This window comes from Paludibacterium sp. B53371, from assembly GCF_018802765.1.
Lineage (GTDB): Bacteria > Pseudomonadota > Gammaproteobacteria > Burkholderiales > Chromobacteriaceae > Paludibacterium.
In genome coordinates this window covers 94,611-112,480 of record NZ_CP069163.1, presented here as the reverse complement: position 1 = coordinate 112,480, position 17,870 = coordinate 94,611, and the positions used below count along the sequence as shown (strand labels likewise).

Annotated in this window: 15 protein-coding genes; 9 read left to right on the top strand and 6 right to left on the bottom strand. The window is 64.4% G+C overall.

The genetic code is table 11. The features are described from left to right. Window positions 1-44 precede the first annotated feature (44 nt). Window positions 45-812: a DeoR/GlpR family DNA-binding transcription regulator gene (locus JNO51_RS00490; protein ID WP_215780085.1), complete on the bottom strand. Its 768-nt coding sequence runs from the start codon at window positions 810-812 to the stop codon at window positions 45-47. A gap of 190 nt (window positions 813-1,002) precedes the next feature. On the opposite strand from JNO51_RS00490, the gene JNO51_RS00485 reads away from it, so the two are divergent. Genes JNO51_RS00485 through JNO51_RS00475 form a run of 3 tightly spaced genes read left to right on the top strand, consistent with a single transcriptional unit; the run spans window position 1,003 to window position 5,179 of the window. Next, window positions 1,003-2,745 carry an ABC transporter transmembrane domain-containing protein gene (locus tag JNO51_RS00485; RefSeq protein ID WP_215780081.1) on the top strand — a complete coding sequence of 581 codons (1,743 nt, stop codon included), beginning with the start codon at window positions 1,003-1,005 and terminating at the stop codon, window positions 2,743-2,745. Beyond that, window positions 2,735-4,495, top strand: coding sequence for an ABC transporter ATP-binding protein (locus JNO51_RS00480; protein WP_215780079.1), 1,761 nt, complete (start codon window positions 2,735-2,737; stop codon window positions 4,493-4,495). Before JNO51_RS00485 ends, JNO51_RS00480 begins: the two co-directional genes overlap by 11 nt. A 9-nt stretch (window positions 4,496-4,504) precedes the next feature. Beyond that, window positions 4,505-5,179, top strand: coding sequence for a hypothetical protein (locus JNO51_RS00475; protein WP_215780078.1), 675 nt, complete (start codon window positions 4,505-4,507; stop codon window positions 5,177-5,179). On the opposite strand, the gene bla is transcribed toward JNO51_RS00475, so the two are convergent. The 3 genes from bla to ppc form a co-directional block, all read right to left on the bottom strand. Beyond that, the gene (gene bla, locus JNO51_RS00470) at window positions 5,180-6,079 is read right to left on the bottom strand and encodes a class A beta-lactamase (protein WP_371822865.1); all 900 of its coding nucleotides are present in this window, start codon (window positions 6,077-6,079) and stop codon (window positions 5,180-5,182) included. It lies immediately after the preceding gene. A gap of 128 nt (window positions 6,080-6,207) precedes the next feature. Then, window positions 6,208-7,587: an argininosuccinate lyase gene (argH, locus tag JNO51_RS00465; RefSeq protein WP_215780076.1), complete on the bottom strand. Its 1,380-nt coding sequence runs from the start codon at window positions 7,585-7,587 to the stop codon at window positions 6,208-6,210. Window positions 7,588-7,664: 77 nt separating this feature from the next. Continuing rightward, window positions 7,665-10,367 carry a phosphoenolpyruvate carboxylase gene (ppc, locus tag JNO51_RS00460; protein WP_215780075.1) on the bottom strand — a complete coding sequence of 901 codons (2,703 nt, stop codon included), beginning with the start codon at window positions 10,365-10,367 and terminating at the stop codon, window positions 7,665-7,667. A 147-nt stretch (window positions 10,368-10,514) separates the two neighbouring features. On the opposite strand from ppc, the gene hemC reads away from it, so the two are divergent. The 5 genes from hemC (at window position 10,515) to JNO51_RS00435 (ending at window position 14,926) form a co-directional block, all read left to right on the top strand. Further along, window positions 10,515-11,444 carry a hydroxymethylbilane synthase gene (gene hemC / locus JNO51_RS00455; protein WP_215780073.1) on the top strand — a complete coding sequence of 310 codons (930 nt, stop codon included), beginning with the start codon at window positions 10,515-10,517 and terminating at the stop codon, window positions 11,442-11,444. Beyond that, window positions 11,441-12,193, top strand: coding sequence for a uroporphyrinogen-III synthase (locus tag JNO51_RS00450; protein WP_215780071.1), 753 nt, complete (start codon window positions 11,441-11,443; stop codon window positions 12,191-12,193). The genes hemC and JNO51_RS00450 overlap by 4 nt, the downstream gene beginning before the upstream one ends. After that, window positions 12,190-13,206 carry a uroporphyrinogen-III C-methyltransferase gene (locus tag JNO51_RS00445; protein WP_215780068.1) on the top strand — a complete coding sequence of 339 codons (1,017 nt, stop codon included), beginning with the start codon at window positions 12,190-12,192 and terminating at the stop codon, window positions 13,204-13,206. Before JNO51_RS00450 ends, JNO51_RS00445 begins: the two co-directional genes overlap by 4 nt. Further along, window positions 13,203-14,411 carry a heme biosynthesis protein HemY gene (locus JNO51_RS00440; protein ID WP_215780067.1) on the top strand — a complete coding sequence of 403 codons (1,209 nt, stop codon included), beginning with the start codon at window positions 13,203-13,205 and terminating at the stop codon, window positions 14,409-14,411. The genes JNO51_RS00445 and JNO51_RS00440 overlap by 4 nt, the downstream gene beginning before the upstream one ends. A 65-nt stretch (window positions 14,412-14,476) precedes the next feature. After that, window positions 14,477-14,926, top strand: a complete 450-nt coding sequence (locus tag JNO51_RS00435) for a hypothetical protein (protein WP_215780065.1) — start codon at window positions 14,477-14,479, stop codon at window positions 14,924-14,926. Here JNO51_RS00435 and JNO51_RS00430 read toward each other — a convergent pair. Next, window positions 14,923-15,699: a class I SAM-dependent methyltransferase gene (locus JNO51_RS00430; protein WP_215780062.1), complete on the bottom strand. Its 777-nt coding sequence runs from the start codon at window positions 15,697-15,699 to the stop codon at window positions 14,923-14,925. The genes JNO51_RS00435 and JNO51_RS00430 overlap by 4 nt on opposite strands. A gap of 104 nt (window positions 15,700-15,803) precedes the next feature. Here JNO51_RS00430 and JNO51_RS00425 point away from each other — a divergent pair, with 104 nt between their 5' ends. Further along, window positions 15,804-16,670, top strand: coding sequence for a helix-turn-helix domain-containing protein (locus JNO51_RS00425; protein ID WP_215780059.1), 867 nt, complete (start codon window positions 15,804-15,806; stop codon window positions 16,668-16,670). On the opposite strand, the gene JNO51_RS00420 is transcribed toward JNO51_RS00425, so the two are convergent. Further along, a complete protein-coding gene (locus JNO51_RS00420; protein ID WP_215780057.1) occupies window positions 16,555-17,778 on the bottom strand; it encodes a Bcr/CflA family efflux MFS transporter in 1,224 nt (407 codons plus the stop codon). The genes JNO51_RS00425 and JNO51_RS00420 overlap by 116 nt on opposite strands. Between the last annotated feature and the right edge of the window lie 92 nt (window positions 17,779-17,870).

Sequence of the window (17,870 nt, the reverse complement as noted above, 5' to 3'; positions counted from 1 at the left end):
GGGCACCAGGTAAGGTGGTGCCCATCAATCAGAATTGAACCGGATCAGCTGTCGGCCATGACCAGGCGAACGTTGTGCTGCTCCAGCAATTTGGTCAGCGCTTCAGGCGGACGAGCATCGGTGAACATCACGTGGAACTCGCTGATATGCCCCATGCGCACCAGCGCATTACGGCCGAACTTGCTGTGGTCGGCTGCCAGATAGCGATGGCGGGCATTGGCCATCATCGCCTGCGCCACCCTCACTTCACGATAATCGAAATCCAGTAGCGACCCGTCCGCCTCAATGCCGGAGACACCGAGAATGGCGTAATCCACCTTGAACTGATTGATGAAATCCAGCGTGGCAACCCCGGTAATGCCGCCGTCGGAGGCACGCACCACCCCGGAGGTAATCAGCACGTTGAAATCCGGATTGGCCGACATGGTCGAGGCCACGTGAATATTGTTGGTAATCACGCGCAGGCCCTTGTGCGTCGCCGACAGTGCCTGGGCCACCACCTCGATGGTGGTGCCGATGCTCATGAACAGGGAGGCATGGTCGGGAATGCTGGCGGCGATCAGATCGGCGATATGCGCCTTTTCATTCTGCAGCTTGCCCTTGCGGGCAAAGTAATCTTCGTTTTCGACACTGGAGCCCAGCGCGGCCCCGCCATGATAGCGCCGCAGCAGGTTGTCTTCGCACAGCTGGTTGATGTCGCGGCGAATGGTCTGGGGCGTGACGGCCAGGATGCGCGCCAGCTCTTCAATCGGCATGAAGCCGTTCTCGCGAACCAGTTGCAGGATTTTGTCGTGACGGGGTGAGCGGCTCATAAGGATTCGATTTCGAAAATCAGTCTGAGTTAATTATCATAAACACCCCCTGGCAAGCAACCCAAAGTGCGAATCCGCTCATGATTTGCCGCAATGAATGCCCAAAAGGATTCGAATAGTCGTACTGGCCATTCCATTCAGGTATGCATAGAATGTTCGCTTAGCCATCCCCGCCCCCCGCCAAGGCACCATGACCCTGTCCAGACTGCTGTATTCCTTCGTTCTGCGTCACCGACGTGCCTACTGTCTGGCGGCCGTGATGCTGGCGATGGTCGGCATGCTGACCGTGATGATTCCGCGTCAGGTCGGACATATCGTCGATGCCCTGGCTGCGCGCCAGTTGCACGGTACCCCGCTGTTGCTGTCACTGGGCGAACTGCTGCTGATGGGTCTGGCCATCTACGGTCTGCGCGTCAGCTGGCGGCTGCAACTGTTTACCGCCTCCTACCAGCTGGGTGTCGAACTGCGCACCCGCCTGTACCGCTCGCTGGCCCATCAGGGCCCGGCCTTTTTTCAGCAACAGCGCACCGGCGACCTGATGGCGCGCGCCACCAACGACATCGACTCCGTGGAGATGGCCGCCGGCGAGGCCATGCTGGCCGGTTTCGACGGCCTGCTGACCCTGCTGCTGGTACTCGGCATGATGACCTTCGCCATCGACTGGCGACTGGCGGCTGCCGCCTTGCTGCCCTTCCCGCTCATGGCCTGGGGCTTCAGCCGCATCGCCAACCAGATCCACCGCGCCTGGGGCGATGCCCTGCGCCACTTCGGCCGCATGAACGACCACGTGCAGGAAGCCCTGAGCGGGGTCCGTACCCTGCGTGCCCTGGGGCTGGAAACGCTCAACGATCGCCAGATGACCGCCCTTGCAGCCGCCGCCTCGGACAGCAGCCTGGACGCCCAGCGCTGGGAAGCGGCCTTCGATCCGGTCGTCGGGCTGGCCCTGGTCAGCGCCAACGTCATCGCCCTGTCGCTCGGCGGCTATCTGGTCTGGCAGGGACAGCTCACCATCGGCGCGCTGACCAGTTTCAGCATGTACCTGGTTCAATTGATCTGGCCGATGTTCGCCGCGGGCTGGGTGCTGTCGCTCCTGCAGCGCGGCAACGCCGCCTGGCAACGCCTGCAGCCGATCTTTGCCGCCGCGCCTTCCGTACCCGACCTGGGCCGGCAGACGCAGCTGCAACCTGGCCCGCTGCGCTTCCGGCAGGTCGGTTTTTACTACCCTGAGCAACAGACACCGGCACTCTGCGGCATTGACCTGCAGATCGAGCATGGCCAGACCATCGGTATCGTCGGCCCGACCGGCAGCGGCAAATCCACACTGCTAAAACTGCTGATGCGGCAATACCCGCTGCAACAAGGCCAGATCGACTGGCAGGGTACCGACCTGGCCGACTACCGGCTCGGCACCCTGCGCGGCGCCATCAGCTGGGTCCCGCAGGAGCCCTTCCTGTTCTCCGCCAGCGTGGCGGACAACATTGCCCTGGTACAGCCACAGGCCAGCCAGCAGGACATCGAACGCGTCGCCCGACTGGCGGCCGTACATGAAGACATCCTGCGCCTGCCACAAGGCTATGGCACACCGGTTGGCGAAAAGGGCGTCGCCTTGTCGGGTGGCCAGCGCCAGCGTCTGGCCATTGCGCGCGCCCTGCTGGCCGACACCCCGCTCCTGCTGCTGGACGACGCCCTGTCCGCCGTGGATACCCAGACCGAGCACCAGATCCTGCAACACCTGCGTGATGCCCGCCGCGGTCGCAGTGTCCTGATCGTCAGCCATCGCCTGTCGGCAGTGGCCGATGCCGATCACATCGTCGTCATGCATGGCGGGCGAATCGTCGAACAGGGCAACCACGCGACACTGCTGGCCAAAGATGGCTGGTATGCCAGTCAGTGGCGCTATCAACAACTGGAGGCCAGCCTCGATGCCGTCTGAATCCCCCCGACTCGACCGGCGTGCCGCCCTGACCCTGCTGGCGCAGGCAGCCGCCCCCGACCGCCGCCACCTGTGGCTGGGCGGTGTCTGGCTGTTGCTGGCAGCCCTGCTGGAAGCCACGGCGCCCTTCCTCGGCAAGGTGTTCATCGACAGCTACCTGCTGCCGCACCATCTGGCCTGGCCGGCGATGATCAGCCTGCTGGCGGCCTCCCTGCTGCTGGGCTACGGTGCGGCCCTGATCCGCTACCTGCAACTGGTGCGACTGGCCGGTGTCGCCATGCGCGCCGTACAGCGATTACGCGAACAGGTCTTCGCCCATGTCATCCGTCTGCCGATGGCCTTCTTCGACCAGGCCATCACCGGACAACTGGTCAGCCGCGTCACCAACGATACCGAGTCGGTCAAGGCGCTGTACGTCCAGGCCCTGTTCGTGATTCTCAACAACAGCATCATCGTGCTGGGGGCCCTGGCCGCCATGGCCTGGCTTGACTGGCATCTGATGCTGGTTTCGCTGCTGCTGTTTCCCGCGACCCTGGCCATCGTCTGGCTGTACCAGCGGCTGAGCGCCCCCTCGGTGGCCCGTGCCCGCGCCCTGCGCAGCGAGATCAACGCCCAGATGGCCGAATCCATCTCCGGCATCAGCGTGCTGCAGGCCAGCAATGCCGAGGCACGCTTCATCCGACGTTTCGATGACACCAACCAGCACTACTACCAGGCCCGCCTGGGCGAGTTGCGCGCCAATGCCTGGCTGCTGCGACCGGCGCTCGACCTGCTCAATGTGCTGCTGCTGACGGTGGTGATCTACCGCTTCGGCCTGCGCGAGCTGGGCGGACGCGAAATCGGCGTCCTGTATGCCTTCGTCAGCTATATCGGCCGGGTGGTCGAACCGCTGATCCAGATCACCATGCAATTCGGCCAGCTGCAGCAGGCGGTCGTCGCGGCGGCCCGTGTCGATCAATTATTGGCCGAGCCGGGCATGCCGGCAGATCAGGGGCAGGGGAAAATCGGGGCAGGGTCCGTACGCTTCGAGCAGGTCGGCTTCAGCTATCAAAGCGGGCATCCGGTATTACACGATCTGACGCTGGATATTCCGGCCGGCAGCTTTGTCGGCATTGTCGGCCATACCGGCAGCGGCAAGTCCACCCTGCTGTCCCTGCTGTTGCGCTTCTATCGCCCGCAACAAGGACAAATCCTGATCGACGGACAGCCACTGGACAGCCTCGGCAGCGTCGCCTTCCGCGCCGGTGTCGGCCTGGTGCCGCAAGAGCCTTTTCTGCTGGCCAGCAGCGCGTTCGACAACATCGACATGGGCCGGGGACTGTCCTCACAGCAGATCGAAGAAGCCGCCCGTGCCGCCGGCGTGCATGAGCTGATCCTGTCGCTGCCGCAGGGCTACGCCACCGACATGGGAGAAAGCGGCGGACGCCTGTCGAGCGGGCAAAAGCAACTGATCGCCATTGCCCGGGCCCTGGCCGGACGACCCAGCATCCTGCTGCTGGACGAGGCCACCTCGCATATCGACAGCGCCACCGAACAGCTGGTACAGCAGGCGCTGGCCCGCCTGACCGGCAAGATCACCCTGATCTCCATCGCCCACCGCCTGTCCACCATCCGCGACGCCGATCGCATCATCGTGCTCAGCCATGGCCGCATCGCCGAATCCGGCCGCCACGATGAGCTGATGCAGCAAGGCGGCATCTACCAGCGTCTCTACCTGCTGCAACAACTGCAGACCGCCGAGGCGGTCTGAGGAGCCTCTATGCGTACAACCCTGCCCCTTTGCCTGCTGCTGATCAGCGGCACCTGTCTGGCGGAAGCCCCCCAGCCCAGCCTGTCGGTCACCACCGCCGTGGTCACCCACCAGACCGACTTTGGCAGCAGTTCCCAGCTCCAGGTCGGTGTTTCGGCGCTGTACCCGACCCGCTACGGTGCCGCCTACTGGCAGGATGGCGAAGGCGGCTGGCTGCTGCCGGCGCCCGGTGGCTGGGTCTCGCTCGGCGCGGCCTTCGAACCGGTTTGGTCCCTTGGCAGCCATGCCTCACAAAGTCTGGGGGTCGCACGCTACGGCCTGGACCTGCCCAATGACGGCACGCTGTCCGTCGGCTATGCCAGCCGGCTCGGCAACCACAACCCGGGACATCTGCTGGTCGCCAGCCTGGATGCCCCGCTCACCATGCTTGGTCGCCACAAACTGAGTCTGGTGGGCTGGGCCAGTCTGGCCGACAAGACCCGTCGCCAGTCCCTCGATCACCAGAACCAGGCACAGGACGGCTGGCAACTGGAGCAGGGCAATCTGCTGCTGGTGGTCTCCCACCCGCTCAGCGGCAACTGGTATCTGGATGCCGGCGTTGGCAGCCATTGGCAGGCCGATCAGAACAGCCACCATACCGCTGGCTGGCAAACCCTGCTCGGTGTTACCTGGGAAATGAAATAATCAGGGTGCGGGCTGCAGCGTGCTGCTGACGATACACGCCGCCTGCGCCAGCACATCGCGCCGGGCAGAGGCATTCGGATCGTGCTGGGTGAAGTAGGTCACCAGCACCAGCGGTGCCTGTCCCTGGCGCCAGATCACGGCAATATCGTTGGTGGTACCGTAATCCCCGCTGCCGGTCTTGTCCCCCACCACCCAGCCCGCCGGCACACCGGCGCGGATGCTTTCGCCCCCGGTAGTATTGCCCTTGAGCCAGCTGACCAGCTGTGCCCGCTGCGCCGGCGCCAGCGCATCGCCCAGCGTCAGCTTGCGCAGACTGTCGGCCATGGCGGTCGGCGTGGTGGTATCACGCACATCCCCCGGTTTGGCGCTGTTGAGCTGGGGTTCGGTGCGGTCAAGCCGGAAAGTCCGGTCACCGATCTGGCGACTGAAGCGCGTCACCCCCACCGGGCCGCCCAGCTCGGCAATCATCTTGTTCATCGCCGGATTGTCGCTGTACTGCACCGCGGCGGCGGCGATATCACGCCAGCGCATGCCTTGATTCATGTGCTGATCGGTGATCGGCCCGTAGCCTGCGCGGTCTTTCGGCCTGATCGGCACCTGCCGGTCCAGCAGACCGGCATCCGACTCGCTTTTCTTCAGCAGGCCGGCCGCCGCCATCACCTTGCTGGTACTGCATAGGGCAAAGCGTTCGTCGCCGCGGTAGCTCATGCGTGTGTTATCGGCGGTATCGATCAGCGCCACCCCCAGTCGGCCCCCGCTGCTTTGTTCCAGCTGCGCCAGCTGCTTCCGCATGGCTTGCTGCTGAGCCGGGGTCAGTGCCAGCGCAGGGGTTGGCAGGGTGCACAGCGACAGCAGTAGCGCCGAGAGCCGGAAAACGGGCAGTTCATCCGTCAGTTTCATGGTCATGGTCTGGGAAAGTGATCTGAACCGTTTGGGCTGCCGACGACGGGTGAAGTTCCAGAAAAAACAGCGCCGTCCGGCGGCTTGCCGGACGGCGCTGTGGATTTCAGACAATCTCCAGACGGAGATCAGGCCAGCCTCTGCCGCCAGCGCGCAATCTGTGCCCGCACCTGGGCCGGCGCCGTACCGCCGACATGATTGCGCTGCGCCAGGCTGCCTTCCGGCGTCAGCACCTGGTAGATGTCCTCGCCAATCAGCGCGCTAAAGCCCTGCAGCTCGGTCAGCGACAGCTCGGCCAGATCGCGCCCCTGCTGTTCGGCATGGCGCACCGCCAGTGCCACCACCTCGTGACTGTCGCGGAACGGCAGTCCCTTTTTCACCAGGTAGTCGGCCAGATCGGTCGCCGTGGCAAAGCCCAGCAACACGGCGCGGCGCATGGCCTGCGGCTTGACCGTAATGCCGCGCATCATGTCGGCGTAGATGCGCAGCGTGTCGATCAGGGTATCCGCGGTATCGAACAGCGGTTCCTTGTCTTCCTGATTGTCCTTGTTGTAGGCCAGCGGCTGCGACTTCATCAGCATCAGCAACCCCACCAGATGGCCGCTGACCCGCCCGCTCTTGCCGCGCACCAGCTCCGGCACGTCGGGATTTTTCTTCTGCGGCATGATCGAGCTGCCGGTACAGAAGCGGTCGGCGATATCGATGAAACCGACACTTGGGCTCATCCACGACACCAGCTCTTCCGACAAGCGCGACAGATGGGTCATCACCAGACTGGCGGCGGCGCAGAATTCGATGGCGAAATCACGATCCGACACGGCATCGAGCGAGTTGTGGCAGACATCGTCAAAGCCCAGCAGCTCGGCCGTATAGTGGCGGTCGATCGGGAAGGTGGTGCCGGCCAGCGCCGCCGCCCCGAGCGGCAGGCGATTGACGCGGCGGCGACAGTCGGCCAGCCGCTCGGCATCGCGCGCCAGCATTTCCACATAGGCCAGCATGTGATGGCCGAAAGTCACCGGCTGTGCCACCTGCAGATGGGTAAAGCCCGGCATCACCGTCTCGGCATGCTGCTCGGCCAGATCCAGCAGTGCGCGCTGCAGATCGCCGACCAGCGGTCCGATCAGATCCAGCTGGGCACGCAGCCACAGCCGGATATCGGTCGCCACCTGATCGTTGCGGCTGCGGCCGGTATGCAGGCGCTTGCCGGCGTCGCCGATCTTGTCGGTCAGGCGGCGCTCGATATTCATGTGCACATCTTCCAGATCCAGTCGCCACTCGAACTGACCGGCGGCAATCTCCGCCTGAATTTCGGCCATGCCGCGGCGGATCGCCGCCAGGTCCTCGGCCGACAGCACCCCGGCACGCGCCAGCATGGCGGCATGCGCCAGCGAACCCTCGATATCGTAGGGCGCCAGACGGTAATCGAAACCGATGGAAGCAGTGTATTTCTTCACGAGTTCCGACACCGGTTCGGAGAACCGGCCGGACCAGGCATGTTGATCTTGCATCTGGATGTTTCCTTTTCTCTCTTTGTCGTTCTTGATGCCGCCGGCGAACGGGGCGGCGCACCGCCCCGTGTCACCGCTCAGCCACTGTTGCGCAGGCCGGCCGAGATCCCGTTGATGGTCAGATGGATGGTATACAGCGCATCGGCATCATCCGGATTGCGGCGCAACTTGCGCAGCAGCTCGACCTGCAGCAGGTTGAGCGCGTCCAGATACGGCAGGCGGGTAGCCAGACTGCGCGCCAGCGTCGGGTTGTTTTCCAGCAGCTGCTTCTGGCCGGTAATGGCAAACAGTGCCTCCTGAGTACGCTGCCATTCACTTTCCAGCGCACTGAACAGCTGATCCGCCAGCGCGCGGTCTTCCACCAGATCGGCATAGCGGCGCGCAATGCGCAGATCGGCCTTGGCCAGCACTTGCTCCATATTCGACAGGATCACGCGGAAGAAGCCCGAGTTGCGGGCCATGTCCTGCAGGCGCTGCATGCCGCCGCGGCCGTGGCGCTCGACAAAGGCCGTCACCGCGGAACCAAAGCCATACCAGCCCGGCAACATCACACGCGACTGCGACCAGGAGAACACCCAGGGAATGGCGCGCAGATCGGTGATCGAATTCAGGCTCTTGCGCGACGCCGGCCGGCTGCCGATATTCAGCTTGGCAATGGCATTGATCGGCGTGCCTTCGAGGAAGTACTGCATGAAGCGCGGGGTTTCCACCAGCTGGCGATAGGCCGCATAGGCATCGGCAGACAACTCGTCGAACGCCGCTCGGTCCACCTGTTCGCTGTGCACCTGACTCAGGGTCGCCTCCAGCGTCGCGGCCACCAGGGCCTCCAGATTGCGCAGGCCGATGTCCGGGTCGGAATACTTGGACGCGATCACCTCGCCCTGCTCGGTAATGCGGATACGCCCGGCCACCGATCCGGCCGGCTGCGCCACGATGGCCTCGAAAGCCGGACCGCCGCCGCGCCCCACCGAACCGCCGCGCCCGTGGAACAGCTGCAGACGCACCCCGGCACGGGCAAAACTGTTCACCAGACGGGTTTCAGCCTGATACAGCTCCCACTGACTGGTCAGATAACCGCCATCCTTGTTGCTGTCGGAATACCCCAGCATCACTTCCTGCAGATCGCCACGGCTCTTGAGCAGCGCGCGATACCAGGGCAGGGCAAACAACTGATCCATCACCTGATCCGCCGCACGCAGGTCGGCGATGGTTTCGAACAGCGGCACCAGATTCAGGCTGGCCACCGGCTGGCCATCGACCAGACGGATCAGGCCGTTCTCCTTGAGCAGCAAGGCTAGTGCCAGCATGTCGCTGACCGAGGCGCAGTTGGAGATGATGCTCTGCCCGATGGCCTCGGCACCGAAGTCGCGCTGGATACGCGCCGCCTCGCGGAAAATCGCCAGCTCCTTCTGCGCCAGCTCGCTATAGGCGGCAAAGGGCGACACCAGGGCGCGCGGCGAAGACAACTCGCGCAGCAACAGCTCGACACGGCGCGCATCATCGGCGGCGGCATAGTCTTCCAGCCCGGCATGGGCAAACAGCTCCCCCACCACCTGCTGGTGCAGGCCGGCAAACTGGCGCATGTCCAGCGGCATCAGGAAGAAGCCGAACACCTCCAGCGTGCGGATCAGCCGGCTCAGCCGCCCCTCGGCCAGGCTGGCGCTGCCATGGCTGCGCAGCGATTCGGCAATGGCACGCAGATCCGTCAGACAGGCCGCCACATCGGCGTAGTCATCATCCCCGTGCCAGCGGCCATGCAGTTTGACCCCCAGCCGACGGGCGGTATTGGCCAGGCGCGCCTGCACCGTCGCCAGGGCGCGACGATAGGGCTCCTCCTCGCGGCTGACCTTGTCATCCGGCGACACCGCCGACAGGGCCGCGACCGCCGGACTGACCTCGACATGGCGAATCGACAGCGACAACTCGCGGTACAGCGAGGCCAGTTCATCCAGATAGTGGTGGAAAGCCGCTTCAGCCTGATGGGTGATGGCGCTGTGCATCACATCGGCATCGACATTGGGATTGCCGTCACGGTCACCGCCGATCCAGCTGGCGACACGCAGGAATGGCTTGAGTTGCGGCGCCTGCCCCCAGCCTTCGGCGATCAGCTGGCTGAGCCGCTCGTACACCTTGGGCAGCGCACTGAAAAAGGTCATCGGGTGGTAGGCCACCCCGTTTTTGATCTCGTCCAGCACCGACAGCTTGAACGGACGGATCTCGGCGGTCTGCCACAGCGCCAGAATGGCACGCTTGAGCTTGGCTTCGAGCTCGGTTTTCTCTTCCGGCAGCAGACCGGGCTGATTGAGCCGGTGCATGAAGCGCCGCACGGCACGATGGCTGTCCAGCACGCTCTGGCGCTGCACCTCGGTCGGATGCGCCGTCAGCACGGCAACGATCGAGGCCTCGGACAGCATGCCGGACAAGCGGTCAAAACCGACCTGCTCCTGCTGCAGCTGCTGCAAGGCACGCTCCAGACTGCCCTGCTGCGGCGCCGAACCGGCCAGCCGGTGCGCCCGGCGGCGGCGGGTATGGTGCAGATCTTCGGCAATATTGAACAGCTGCGCATACAGGCCACAGGCCCGCACCAGCGCACTGTCGGCATCCGCCGGCAGGCTGGCGGGCAACTTGCCCTGCTGCTGCAATTGTTGCGGAATGGCCCGCATTTCCTGGTACAGCTGCGGGCCGGCCTGCTCGCTCAGCACTTCGCCCAGCAAACGTTCAAGCCGCGCCAGATCATTGCGCAGCGGCAAATCCTTTTCGAATTGATTCTTGTTATCCACCCTTAGTCACCCGGTTCATTGTTTTTAGAGATCAGAGTTCATTCTGCCTCATTTCCCCGGCGATTGGGACGCCATTTTTTGCAGCGCAAAACCAGACAACTTGCATGATAGAATCGGCCATCGCCACCCAAATCAAATCAACGCTTCATGGACAAAATCGTCATCGCCAGTCGCGAAAGCCGTCTGGCCATGTGGCAGGCGGAACATATCCGCAGCCGGTTGCAAGCACTCTACCCGGGCCTGACCGTCGAGATTCTCGGCATGACCACCCAGGGAGACCAGATCCTCGACAAGACCCTGGCCAAGATCGGCGGCAAGGGACTCTTCGTCAAGGAACTGGAAGTCGCCTTGCAGGAGGGCCGGGCCGACCTGGCCGTGCACTCGATCAAGGACGTGCCCATGGTCTTGCCACAGGGCTTTGCCCTCGCCGCCATCTGTACCCGCGAAGACCCGCGCGACGCCCTGGTCAGCAACCGTTACCAAAACCTGGCCCAACTGCCGCACGGCGCCGTGGTCGGCACCTCGAGCCTGCGCCGGGAAGCCCAGCTGCGCGCACGCTTCCCGCACCTGACCATCCGCCCGCTGCGCGGCAACGTCCAGACCCGTCTGGCCAAGCTGGACAACGGCGATTACGACGCCATCATTCTGGCCGCCGCCGGCCTCAAGCGTCTGGGACTGGGCGAGCGCATCGCTGCCCTGATCGAAGCGGATGACAGTCTGCCCGCCGCCGGACAGGGCGCACTCGGCATCGAGATCCGCGCCGACCGCAGCGATCTGCTCACCTTGCTGGCGCCGCTGAATGATGCCGACAGCCATGCCTGTGTCAGCGCGGAACGCGCCCTGGCCCGCGAAATGGGCGGCAGCTGTCAGCTGCCCCTCGGGGCCTTTGCCACCCTGCGCGAAGACATCCTGACCCTGACCGGCCTGCTGGCTCACCCGGACGGCTCGGTCATCCTGCGCGCCGAGGCCAGTGCCCCGCGCGACTATGCCGAAGCCCTCGGGCGCGCCGTGGCGAAGAAGCTGGATGAACAGGATGCCCGCAGCCTGATCGCCGACATCCTGCAGCAACAGGCATGAGCCTCGCCGGACGCACCGTCCTGATCACCCGCCCGGCCAGCCAGTCCGGCGCTCTGGAGGCGCTGCTGCGCGCGGAGGGCGCCCGACCGCTGCGCTTTCCGCTGATCGCCATCGAACCCGAGCCATCCGTGCTGGCCACGCTGGCGCCGCGCGCCGCCGCGGCCGACTGGCTGATCTTTACCAGCCCCAGCGCCATCGACCTCGGCTGGCCGGCCTTGCGCGAGATGAATACCACGCCGCGGCTGGCCTGTGTCGGGGCCGCCAGCGCAGAAAAACTCGGCAAGCTGGCGCAACGTCAGGTAATCTACCCTCAGGCAGGCAGTGATAGCGCATCGCTATTGACCCTGACCGAACTGCAGGACATCCGAGACCAGTTCATACTGATCGTGCGCGGCGCCAACGGCCGTGAAGAACTGGCACAGGCGCTGAAGCAACGCGGTGCCCGGGTCGCCTTCGCCGACATCTATCGGCGGGTCGACACCACACCGGACTGGGCCCTGTTTGACCGCCAGGCGGCAGCGGGCAAGCTGGACGCCTGCATCGCCACCACGAGCGAAATTGTCGAACGATTGTTTCGGCTTGCTGGCAGCGACCGTGCCCGGACGCTACAATGCCTGCAGTACTGTGTGCCACACCCTCGTATCGCCGAGCGACTGGCGGCACTAGGCGTGGCGCGGATCGTGACAACCCGGGCGGACGACGCAGCAATGGTCGCCGGCCTCAAAGAATGGTTCTCCCGTCATCCATGAGCGAATCCCAGCTGCTGGACGCAGAAAAGTCCGAACAACCCACCCTGCCACCACAAGAGAAAAAGCCCTTCAACTGGGCACTGTGGCTGGCGCTAGGCGCCCTGGCCTTTTCCGGCTGGCAGCTCTACGACACCCAGCTGCAACTGAGCGCAGTGCGGCAGGATCTGGCACGCCGCAGCGTCGAGCCGGCGGTCAAGACCATGACCGAACAGCTGCGCGCCACCGATGGCAAACTGGCCATGCTGGAAGCGCGCATCAACCAGTCGAACAGTCAGTTCGCCGCCCTGAGCAATATGTATCAGGACATGAGCAAGGTGCGCTCCGACTGGTTGCTGTCCGAAGTCGGCCATGCCCTGGCGCTGGCCAGCCAGGAACTGCAGCTGGCCGGCAACGTCCCCAGTGCCATCACGGCCCTGCAGGCCGTCGATGCCCGACTGGCCGCCTTCGACCGCCCGGAACTCATCGGCGTCAAAAAAGCGGTCGCCCAGGATCTGGAGGCGCTGCGCGCCCTGCCCTTCCTCGACATCATCGGTCTGTCGGCCCGCATCGACAGCCTGAGCCAGGGCGTGGACAAACTGCCGCTGAGCGTCGACATCCAGCGCCAGCCGGTCACAGCGGTGGCCTACGACCGCAACGCCCCGTTCTGGAGCCAGCTGATCCATGACATCTCGCAAAGCTTCGGCGAACTGGTGCGCATCCGCCGCATCGACAAGCCGGAGGCCATCCTGCTGACGCCGGAGCAGTCCTTCCAGCTGCGCGAGAACCTCAAGCTGCATCTGCTGGATGCCCGCATAGCCCTGCTGCAACGCAATGCTGCCCCCTTCAATGCCGACATGGTCGCCTTGCAGAGCTACATCGACCGCTACTTTGACCACAGCGCCCCGGCCACCCAGCAATGGCTGGCCCTGCTGGCCGAGCTGAAGAACGCGCCGATCAACAATGCCCTGCCCGATCTGTCTGCCAGCCTGAAGGCCGTCAACAGCGCGCAGGCCGCGCCGGAGGTCAAGCCGTGAAATTCGTGATCTGGATCACCGGCCTGTTCGCCCTGGCCGTGCTGGTCGGGTTGGCAGCCACCGTCAACAGCGGCTACGCCATCCTCTACCTGCCGCCGTGGCGCATCGAGTTTTCCTTCAACCTGCTGATCGTGGCCACCATCGCCCTGATCGCCGTCACCTATGGCCTGCTGCGCCTGCTCAGCCTGGCAGCCGGACTGCCGGCCGAAGTACGCCGCTTCCAGCGCCAGAAGCAGCTCAAGCAGGCACGCCATGCGCTGCGCGATGCCGGCATCGCCTTCTTCGAAGGGCGCTTCCAGAAAGCCGAGCGCGCTGCCGCACGCGCGGTCGACAGCGAGCATGCGCCGGAGAACAAGGCCCTCGCCCTGCTGATTGCTGCCCGTTCGGCCAGTGCCCAGCATGACTACGACAAGCGTGATGACTACCTGGCCCGCCTCGATGCCCTGCCCGAATCACTGCAACTGGCTCGCCACATGCAGGAAGCCGATCTGCGGCTGGAAGCCAAGGACCCGCTCGGCGCCCTGGCCGCCATCGACCGTGCCCGCTCGATCTCGCCCAACCTGACCAATGCCCTGCGGCTGGAGCTCAAGATCCGCCTGCAGCAGAAGCAACCCGAAGCCGTGCTGTCGCTGACCGAAAAGCTGCTCAAGGCAGACGCGCTCGAACCGGAACAGGCCCGTCGCTATCGTCAGGCGGCTTACAGCCAGCAGCTGGAAACCCTGATCAACGGTCGCGAGATCCTCGACTGGCTGCGTAAAGTGCCCGAGGCCGAGCGCAAGCTGCCCGGACTGGTCGCGCGCGTGGTGTCGCGACTCGTCGAGGCGGGAGAAGCCGACCAGGCTGCCGTCCTGCTGAGCGAAGCCCTTGCAGATGAAGACAGCGCCACGCCGGAGCTGACGCGCGAACTGGCGCATCTGGCCGACCAGCTGACCGAGACCCGCCGCCTGGAGCTGATCAAGACCGGCGAGCAATGGCTGAAACAGCGCCCGCGCGACCACATGCTGCTGCTGGCCCTGGGCCGTCTGGCCATGAGCCAGCAACTGTGGGGCAAGGCACAGAGCTATCTCGAAGCCAGCCTGTCGATCCAGCCGACCCTGATTGCCCATGCCGAACTGGTCAAGCTGTTCCAGCAGACCGGCAAGGAAGAGCAAGCTGCCCAGCATTACCGCGACAGCCTGGAACTGGCGCTCAACCTGGGTTACTGATTGTCGGGAAACCTTCAGGACAAAGGGACGCCTCGGCGTCCTTTTTTGCAGGCAGAATCTGCGCAATGAACACAACACAACGCCGTCTGGCGTCCGGTCTCATGACCGCTGCCAGTTTGGCCGCCGCAACGGATATTCGGACCCCTGGTCCTCAAGGCCCGCTGCAAGGCACGCTCCTCGCGGCAAGTTCGGCACACCGAACTGCGGCGCTGATCATTCCCGGCTCGGGCCCCACCGACCGGAATGGCAACAGCCCTCTTGGCCTACACACCGACACCTACCGACTGCTGGCCGAAGGTCTGGCCTCGCACGGTATCAGCAGCGTACGCATCGACAAGCGGGGGAGGTACGGCAGTACGGGCACCAGTCCGGATGCCAGACTCCTTTTACTTGACCAGACCAGTCATACCTTGAAGCTGGTCGCCAGCGACGACCGCACAGGGAATCTGCAAACCTATACCGACCCGACCCGGCTCGGCCGCTGGCACCGTCACTACGCCCGGCACAAGCACTAAACCACCCCCGCCTTGACGGCCACCATGGCCAGCGTCGAAGCGGTAAAGCTGCCATCCGCCTCCAGTTGCAGGCCCTGCACCACCTCGGCAGGCGCCCCTTGCTGCAACAAGCGGATCGCCTGCACCAGCGGTGCTGGCGTGCGCATGCGCGCCACCCAGTCGGCAAACACCAGACGCAAGGGCCAGTGCTGCACTTGCTGCAGGCTCAGCCCCCCTGCAGCCAGCATCCCGCGCCATTGCGTCTCACTGTAATTGCGCAGATGTGAGCGATCCCGCAGCAACTCAAAAGTCTGCAGATGGGTATCCACCAGCGCCGACTCATGCCCCGCGACATCGATCAGCAGCCAGGAGCCCCCCGGGCGCAATACCCGGTGCACTTCGGCCAGCGCACCGGCAACATCGCCCCAGTGATGGGCACTGTAACGACTGGCCACCAGGTCAAACTGCCCGTCGGCAAAGGGCAGACAATGCGCCACGCCCTCAATCGTCTCGACTTGCCCCAGCCCGCGCCGGCTGGCTTCCTCCTGCACCGTCTGCAACATGGCAGGCGAGGGATCCAGCGCCCACACCCGCTCAAACTGCGCCGCCAGCGCAAACGTCAGATGACCGGCACCACAGCCCAGATCAAGCGCCAGACCACCAGGCGGCAAGGCGGGCAGGCACTGTTCGCGCAACCAGCGCAGATCCGGCCCATCGGCATGCACGCTGCTGGTCAGATAGGCCTGCGCCTGCGGATCAAACTGCTGTTGAATGGTTTCAGCATGGTGTGTCATGGCATTCTCCCGATCATGGTGCAGTCAGCTTAGGCGCCACACCATACTGTTACAAGATAAGCACTTATCCTATTATCAGAGCTAACTGCCAACTGGATAAGCTCATGTCTGATCCCGCCCCGCTCGGTACGTTTCTGCGCGCCATCCGGGCACGCCTGCAACCACAGGAAGTCGGCCTGCCCCCCGGACAGCGCCGTCGGACCCCCGGCCTGCGCCGCGAAGAAGTCGCCCTGCTGTGCGGCATCAGTCCCACCTGGTATACCTGGCTGGAGCAGGGACGTGTCAGCAGCCCGTCCGGACCGACCCTGCAGGCCATCGCCCGCGGACTAAAGCTGTCCCTCGCCGAACGTCACTATCTGTTTCAGCTGGCCGCCCGCAGCGACCCGCAACCCGCACAGCGCCATCACGACCCGCACGCGCTGTCCCCCCTGCTGGCGGCCCTGCAGACCCCCGCCTACCTGCTCGACCCTCACTGGCATATCGTCGCCAGCAACCTGGCGGCGCAACAGCGCTTTGCCGGCTGGCTGGATCAGCCCGCCGCACCGGAGCACAACCTGTTGCGCTTCGTCTTTCTCGACCCGCGCGCCCGGCAGTGGATCGTCGACTGGCCGCAGCGAGCCAGACGGCTGGTTGCCGAATACCGCGCCGACAGCGCCGCACTGGCCCGCGACCCGCTGCATTGGCTGCTGATCGACGAACTGACGCAACACAGCCAAGCATTTCGACAATGGTGGGACGCCCAGGAAGTACTGCAACGCGAAGGAGGCATACGCCGCTTTCGTCATCCGACCGGTGAGCTGCACTGCTACCGGCAGTTCACCCTGCACCTGCCGCAGCACCCCCAATGGAAACTGGTCACCCTGCTGCCCGTACCAGACGGGCCGGACGAGGCTGAATCAGCATCCGGTGTGCCAGCAGACAGACCAGGGACAGCACCAGATACACCCACAGCAGATCCTGAGGATCACTGATCGGCAGCAAACTGAGCACCAACGCCGTCAGGCTGGTCATCAGGGTATTGATCAGAAACATCAGCGCCGTGGCCGTACCGGCAATATGGCCGAACATGGCCAGCCCCTTGCCCATCGACATCGGGAAAATAAACCCCTGGGCACAGAACATCAGCGCACTGACGATACACAACAGCGCCAGATGGCTGCCAAGCCACCAGCCCGCCAGCAAGCCGCACAGCGCCACGGCCAGCAGCAACAGCGTGGCGACGGCCTGCAGCCGCTCGACGGCAAAGCGGCCAATCAGCCAGCGGCAGAGAAACGTCGCCAGCATGAAGGCACAGCCCAGCAACAGGGCAATGTGGCCAAACACGATGGGTGAATAGTGCAGCCGACCCTGAATCAGGAAGGGGCCGACGGTATTGAACGCAATACTCAGCGAGTACACCGCCCCCATCATCAGCACCAGCCCCATGAACTCGCGATGACGCAGCACCTCGGCCAGATTGCGCCGGATGATCGCCAGCTGCAGCGGATGACGGTTGAAGTGTGTCTCCGGCACGATGCGGCGGATCAGCAGCAACAGCAGCCCCATCAGTGCGGCCAGAGACACGAAGCAGGCCTGCCAGCCAAACCACACCTGCAGATAGCCACCGAGCAAGGGACCAATGATCGGACCGAGGGCAAACATACTGCCGGTCAGCACCCCCAGCCGCACCAGCTCCGACGGCGCCAGCACGTCCGAATAGATCGAACGCGCCACCACCGAGATCGAGCCGATCATCAGCCCCTGCAACCAGCGGGTCAGCAACAACATGCCGATCGTCGGCCAGCACACTGGCAGCAGGCTGGTCAGCATGAAACCGGACATCGCTGCCAGCAGCAAACGGCGCCGTCCCCAGGCATCGGTGAGAAAACCGGTGACAAAGTTACCCAGCGCATAACCGAACAGATACAGGCTGATCAAATCCTGACCCAGCGTCTGGCTGGTATGTAGCGCCAGCGTGATCGCTGGCAGCGACGGCGACACCAGGTCCACCACCATGCCGATTACCGGCAACAGACAAAGCAAAACGCGCACGATCGCCGTGCGCCGTGACGCCGACAGCGCCAGGGAAACAGTAGTCATGCCAATCCTTGTTGCAGGGGGCAGCACCCGCTGCCCATTGAAACCATCAGGGAGTCAAACAGGTCGTCTGACAGACGAAGAGAAGGTCGCGA

Bases quoted from the DNA above. Each gene is read 5' to 3' on its own strand.
- JNO51_RS00490 (WP_215780085.1), bottom strand. From the start codon at position 812: ATGAGCCGCTCACCCCGTCACGACAAAATCCTGCAACTGGTTCGCGAG.
- JNO51_RS00485 (WP_215780081.1), top strand. From the start codon at position 1,003: ATGACCCTGTCCAGACTGCTGTATTCCTTCGTTCTGCGTCACCGACGT.
- JNO51_RS00480 (WP_215780079.1), top strand. From the start codon at position 2,735: ATGCCGTCTGAATCCCCCCGACTCGACCGGCGTGCCGCCCTGACCCTG.
- JNO51_RS00475 (WP_215780078.1), top strand. From the start codon at position 4,505: ATGCGTACAACCCTGCCCCTTTGCCTGCTGCTGATCAGCGGCACCTGT.
- bla (WP_371822865.1), bottom strand. From the start codon at position 6,079: ATGAAACTGACGGATGAACTGCCCGTTTTCCGGCTCTCGGCGCTACTG.
- argH (WP_215780076.1), bottom strand. From the start codon at position 7,587: ATGCAAGATCAACATGCCTGGTCCGGCCGGTTCTCCGAACCGGTGTCG.
- hemC (WP_215780073.1), top strand. From the start codon at position 10,515: ATGGACAAAATCGTCATCGCCAGTCGCGAAAGCCGTCTGGCCATGTGG.
- JNO51_RS00450 (WP_215780071.1), top strand. From the start codon at position 11,441: ATGAGCCTCGCCGGACGCACCGTCCTGATCACCCGCCCGGCCAGCCAG.
- JNO51_RS00445 (WP_215780068.1), top strand. From the start codon at position 12,190: ATGAGCGAATCCCAGCTGCTGGACGCAGAAAAGTCCGAACAACCCACC.
- JNO51_RS00435 (WP_215780065.1), top strand. From the start codon at position 14,477: ATGAACACAACACAACGCCGTCTGGCGTCCGGTCTCATGACCGCTGCC.
- JNO51_RS00430 (WP_215780062.1), bottom strand. From the start codon at position 15,699: ATGACACACCATGCTGAAACCATTCAACAGCAGTTTGATCCGCAGGCG.
- JNO51_RS00425 (WP_215780059.1), top strand. From the start codon at position 15,804: ATGTCTGATCCCGCCCCGCTCGGTACGTTTCTGCGCGCCATCCGGGCA.
- JNO51_RS00420 (WP_215780057.1), bottom strand. From the start codon at position 17,778: ATGACTACTGTTTCCCTGGCGCTGTCGGCGTCACGGCGCACGGCGATC.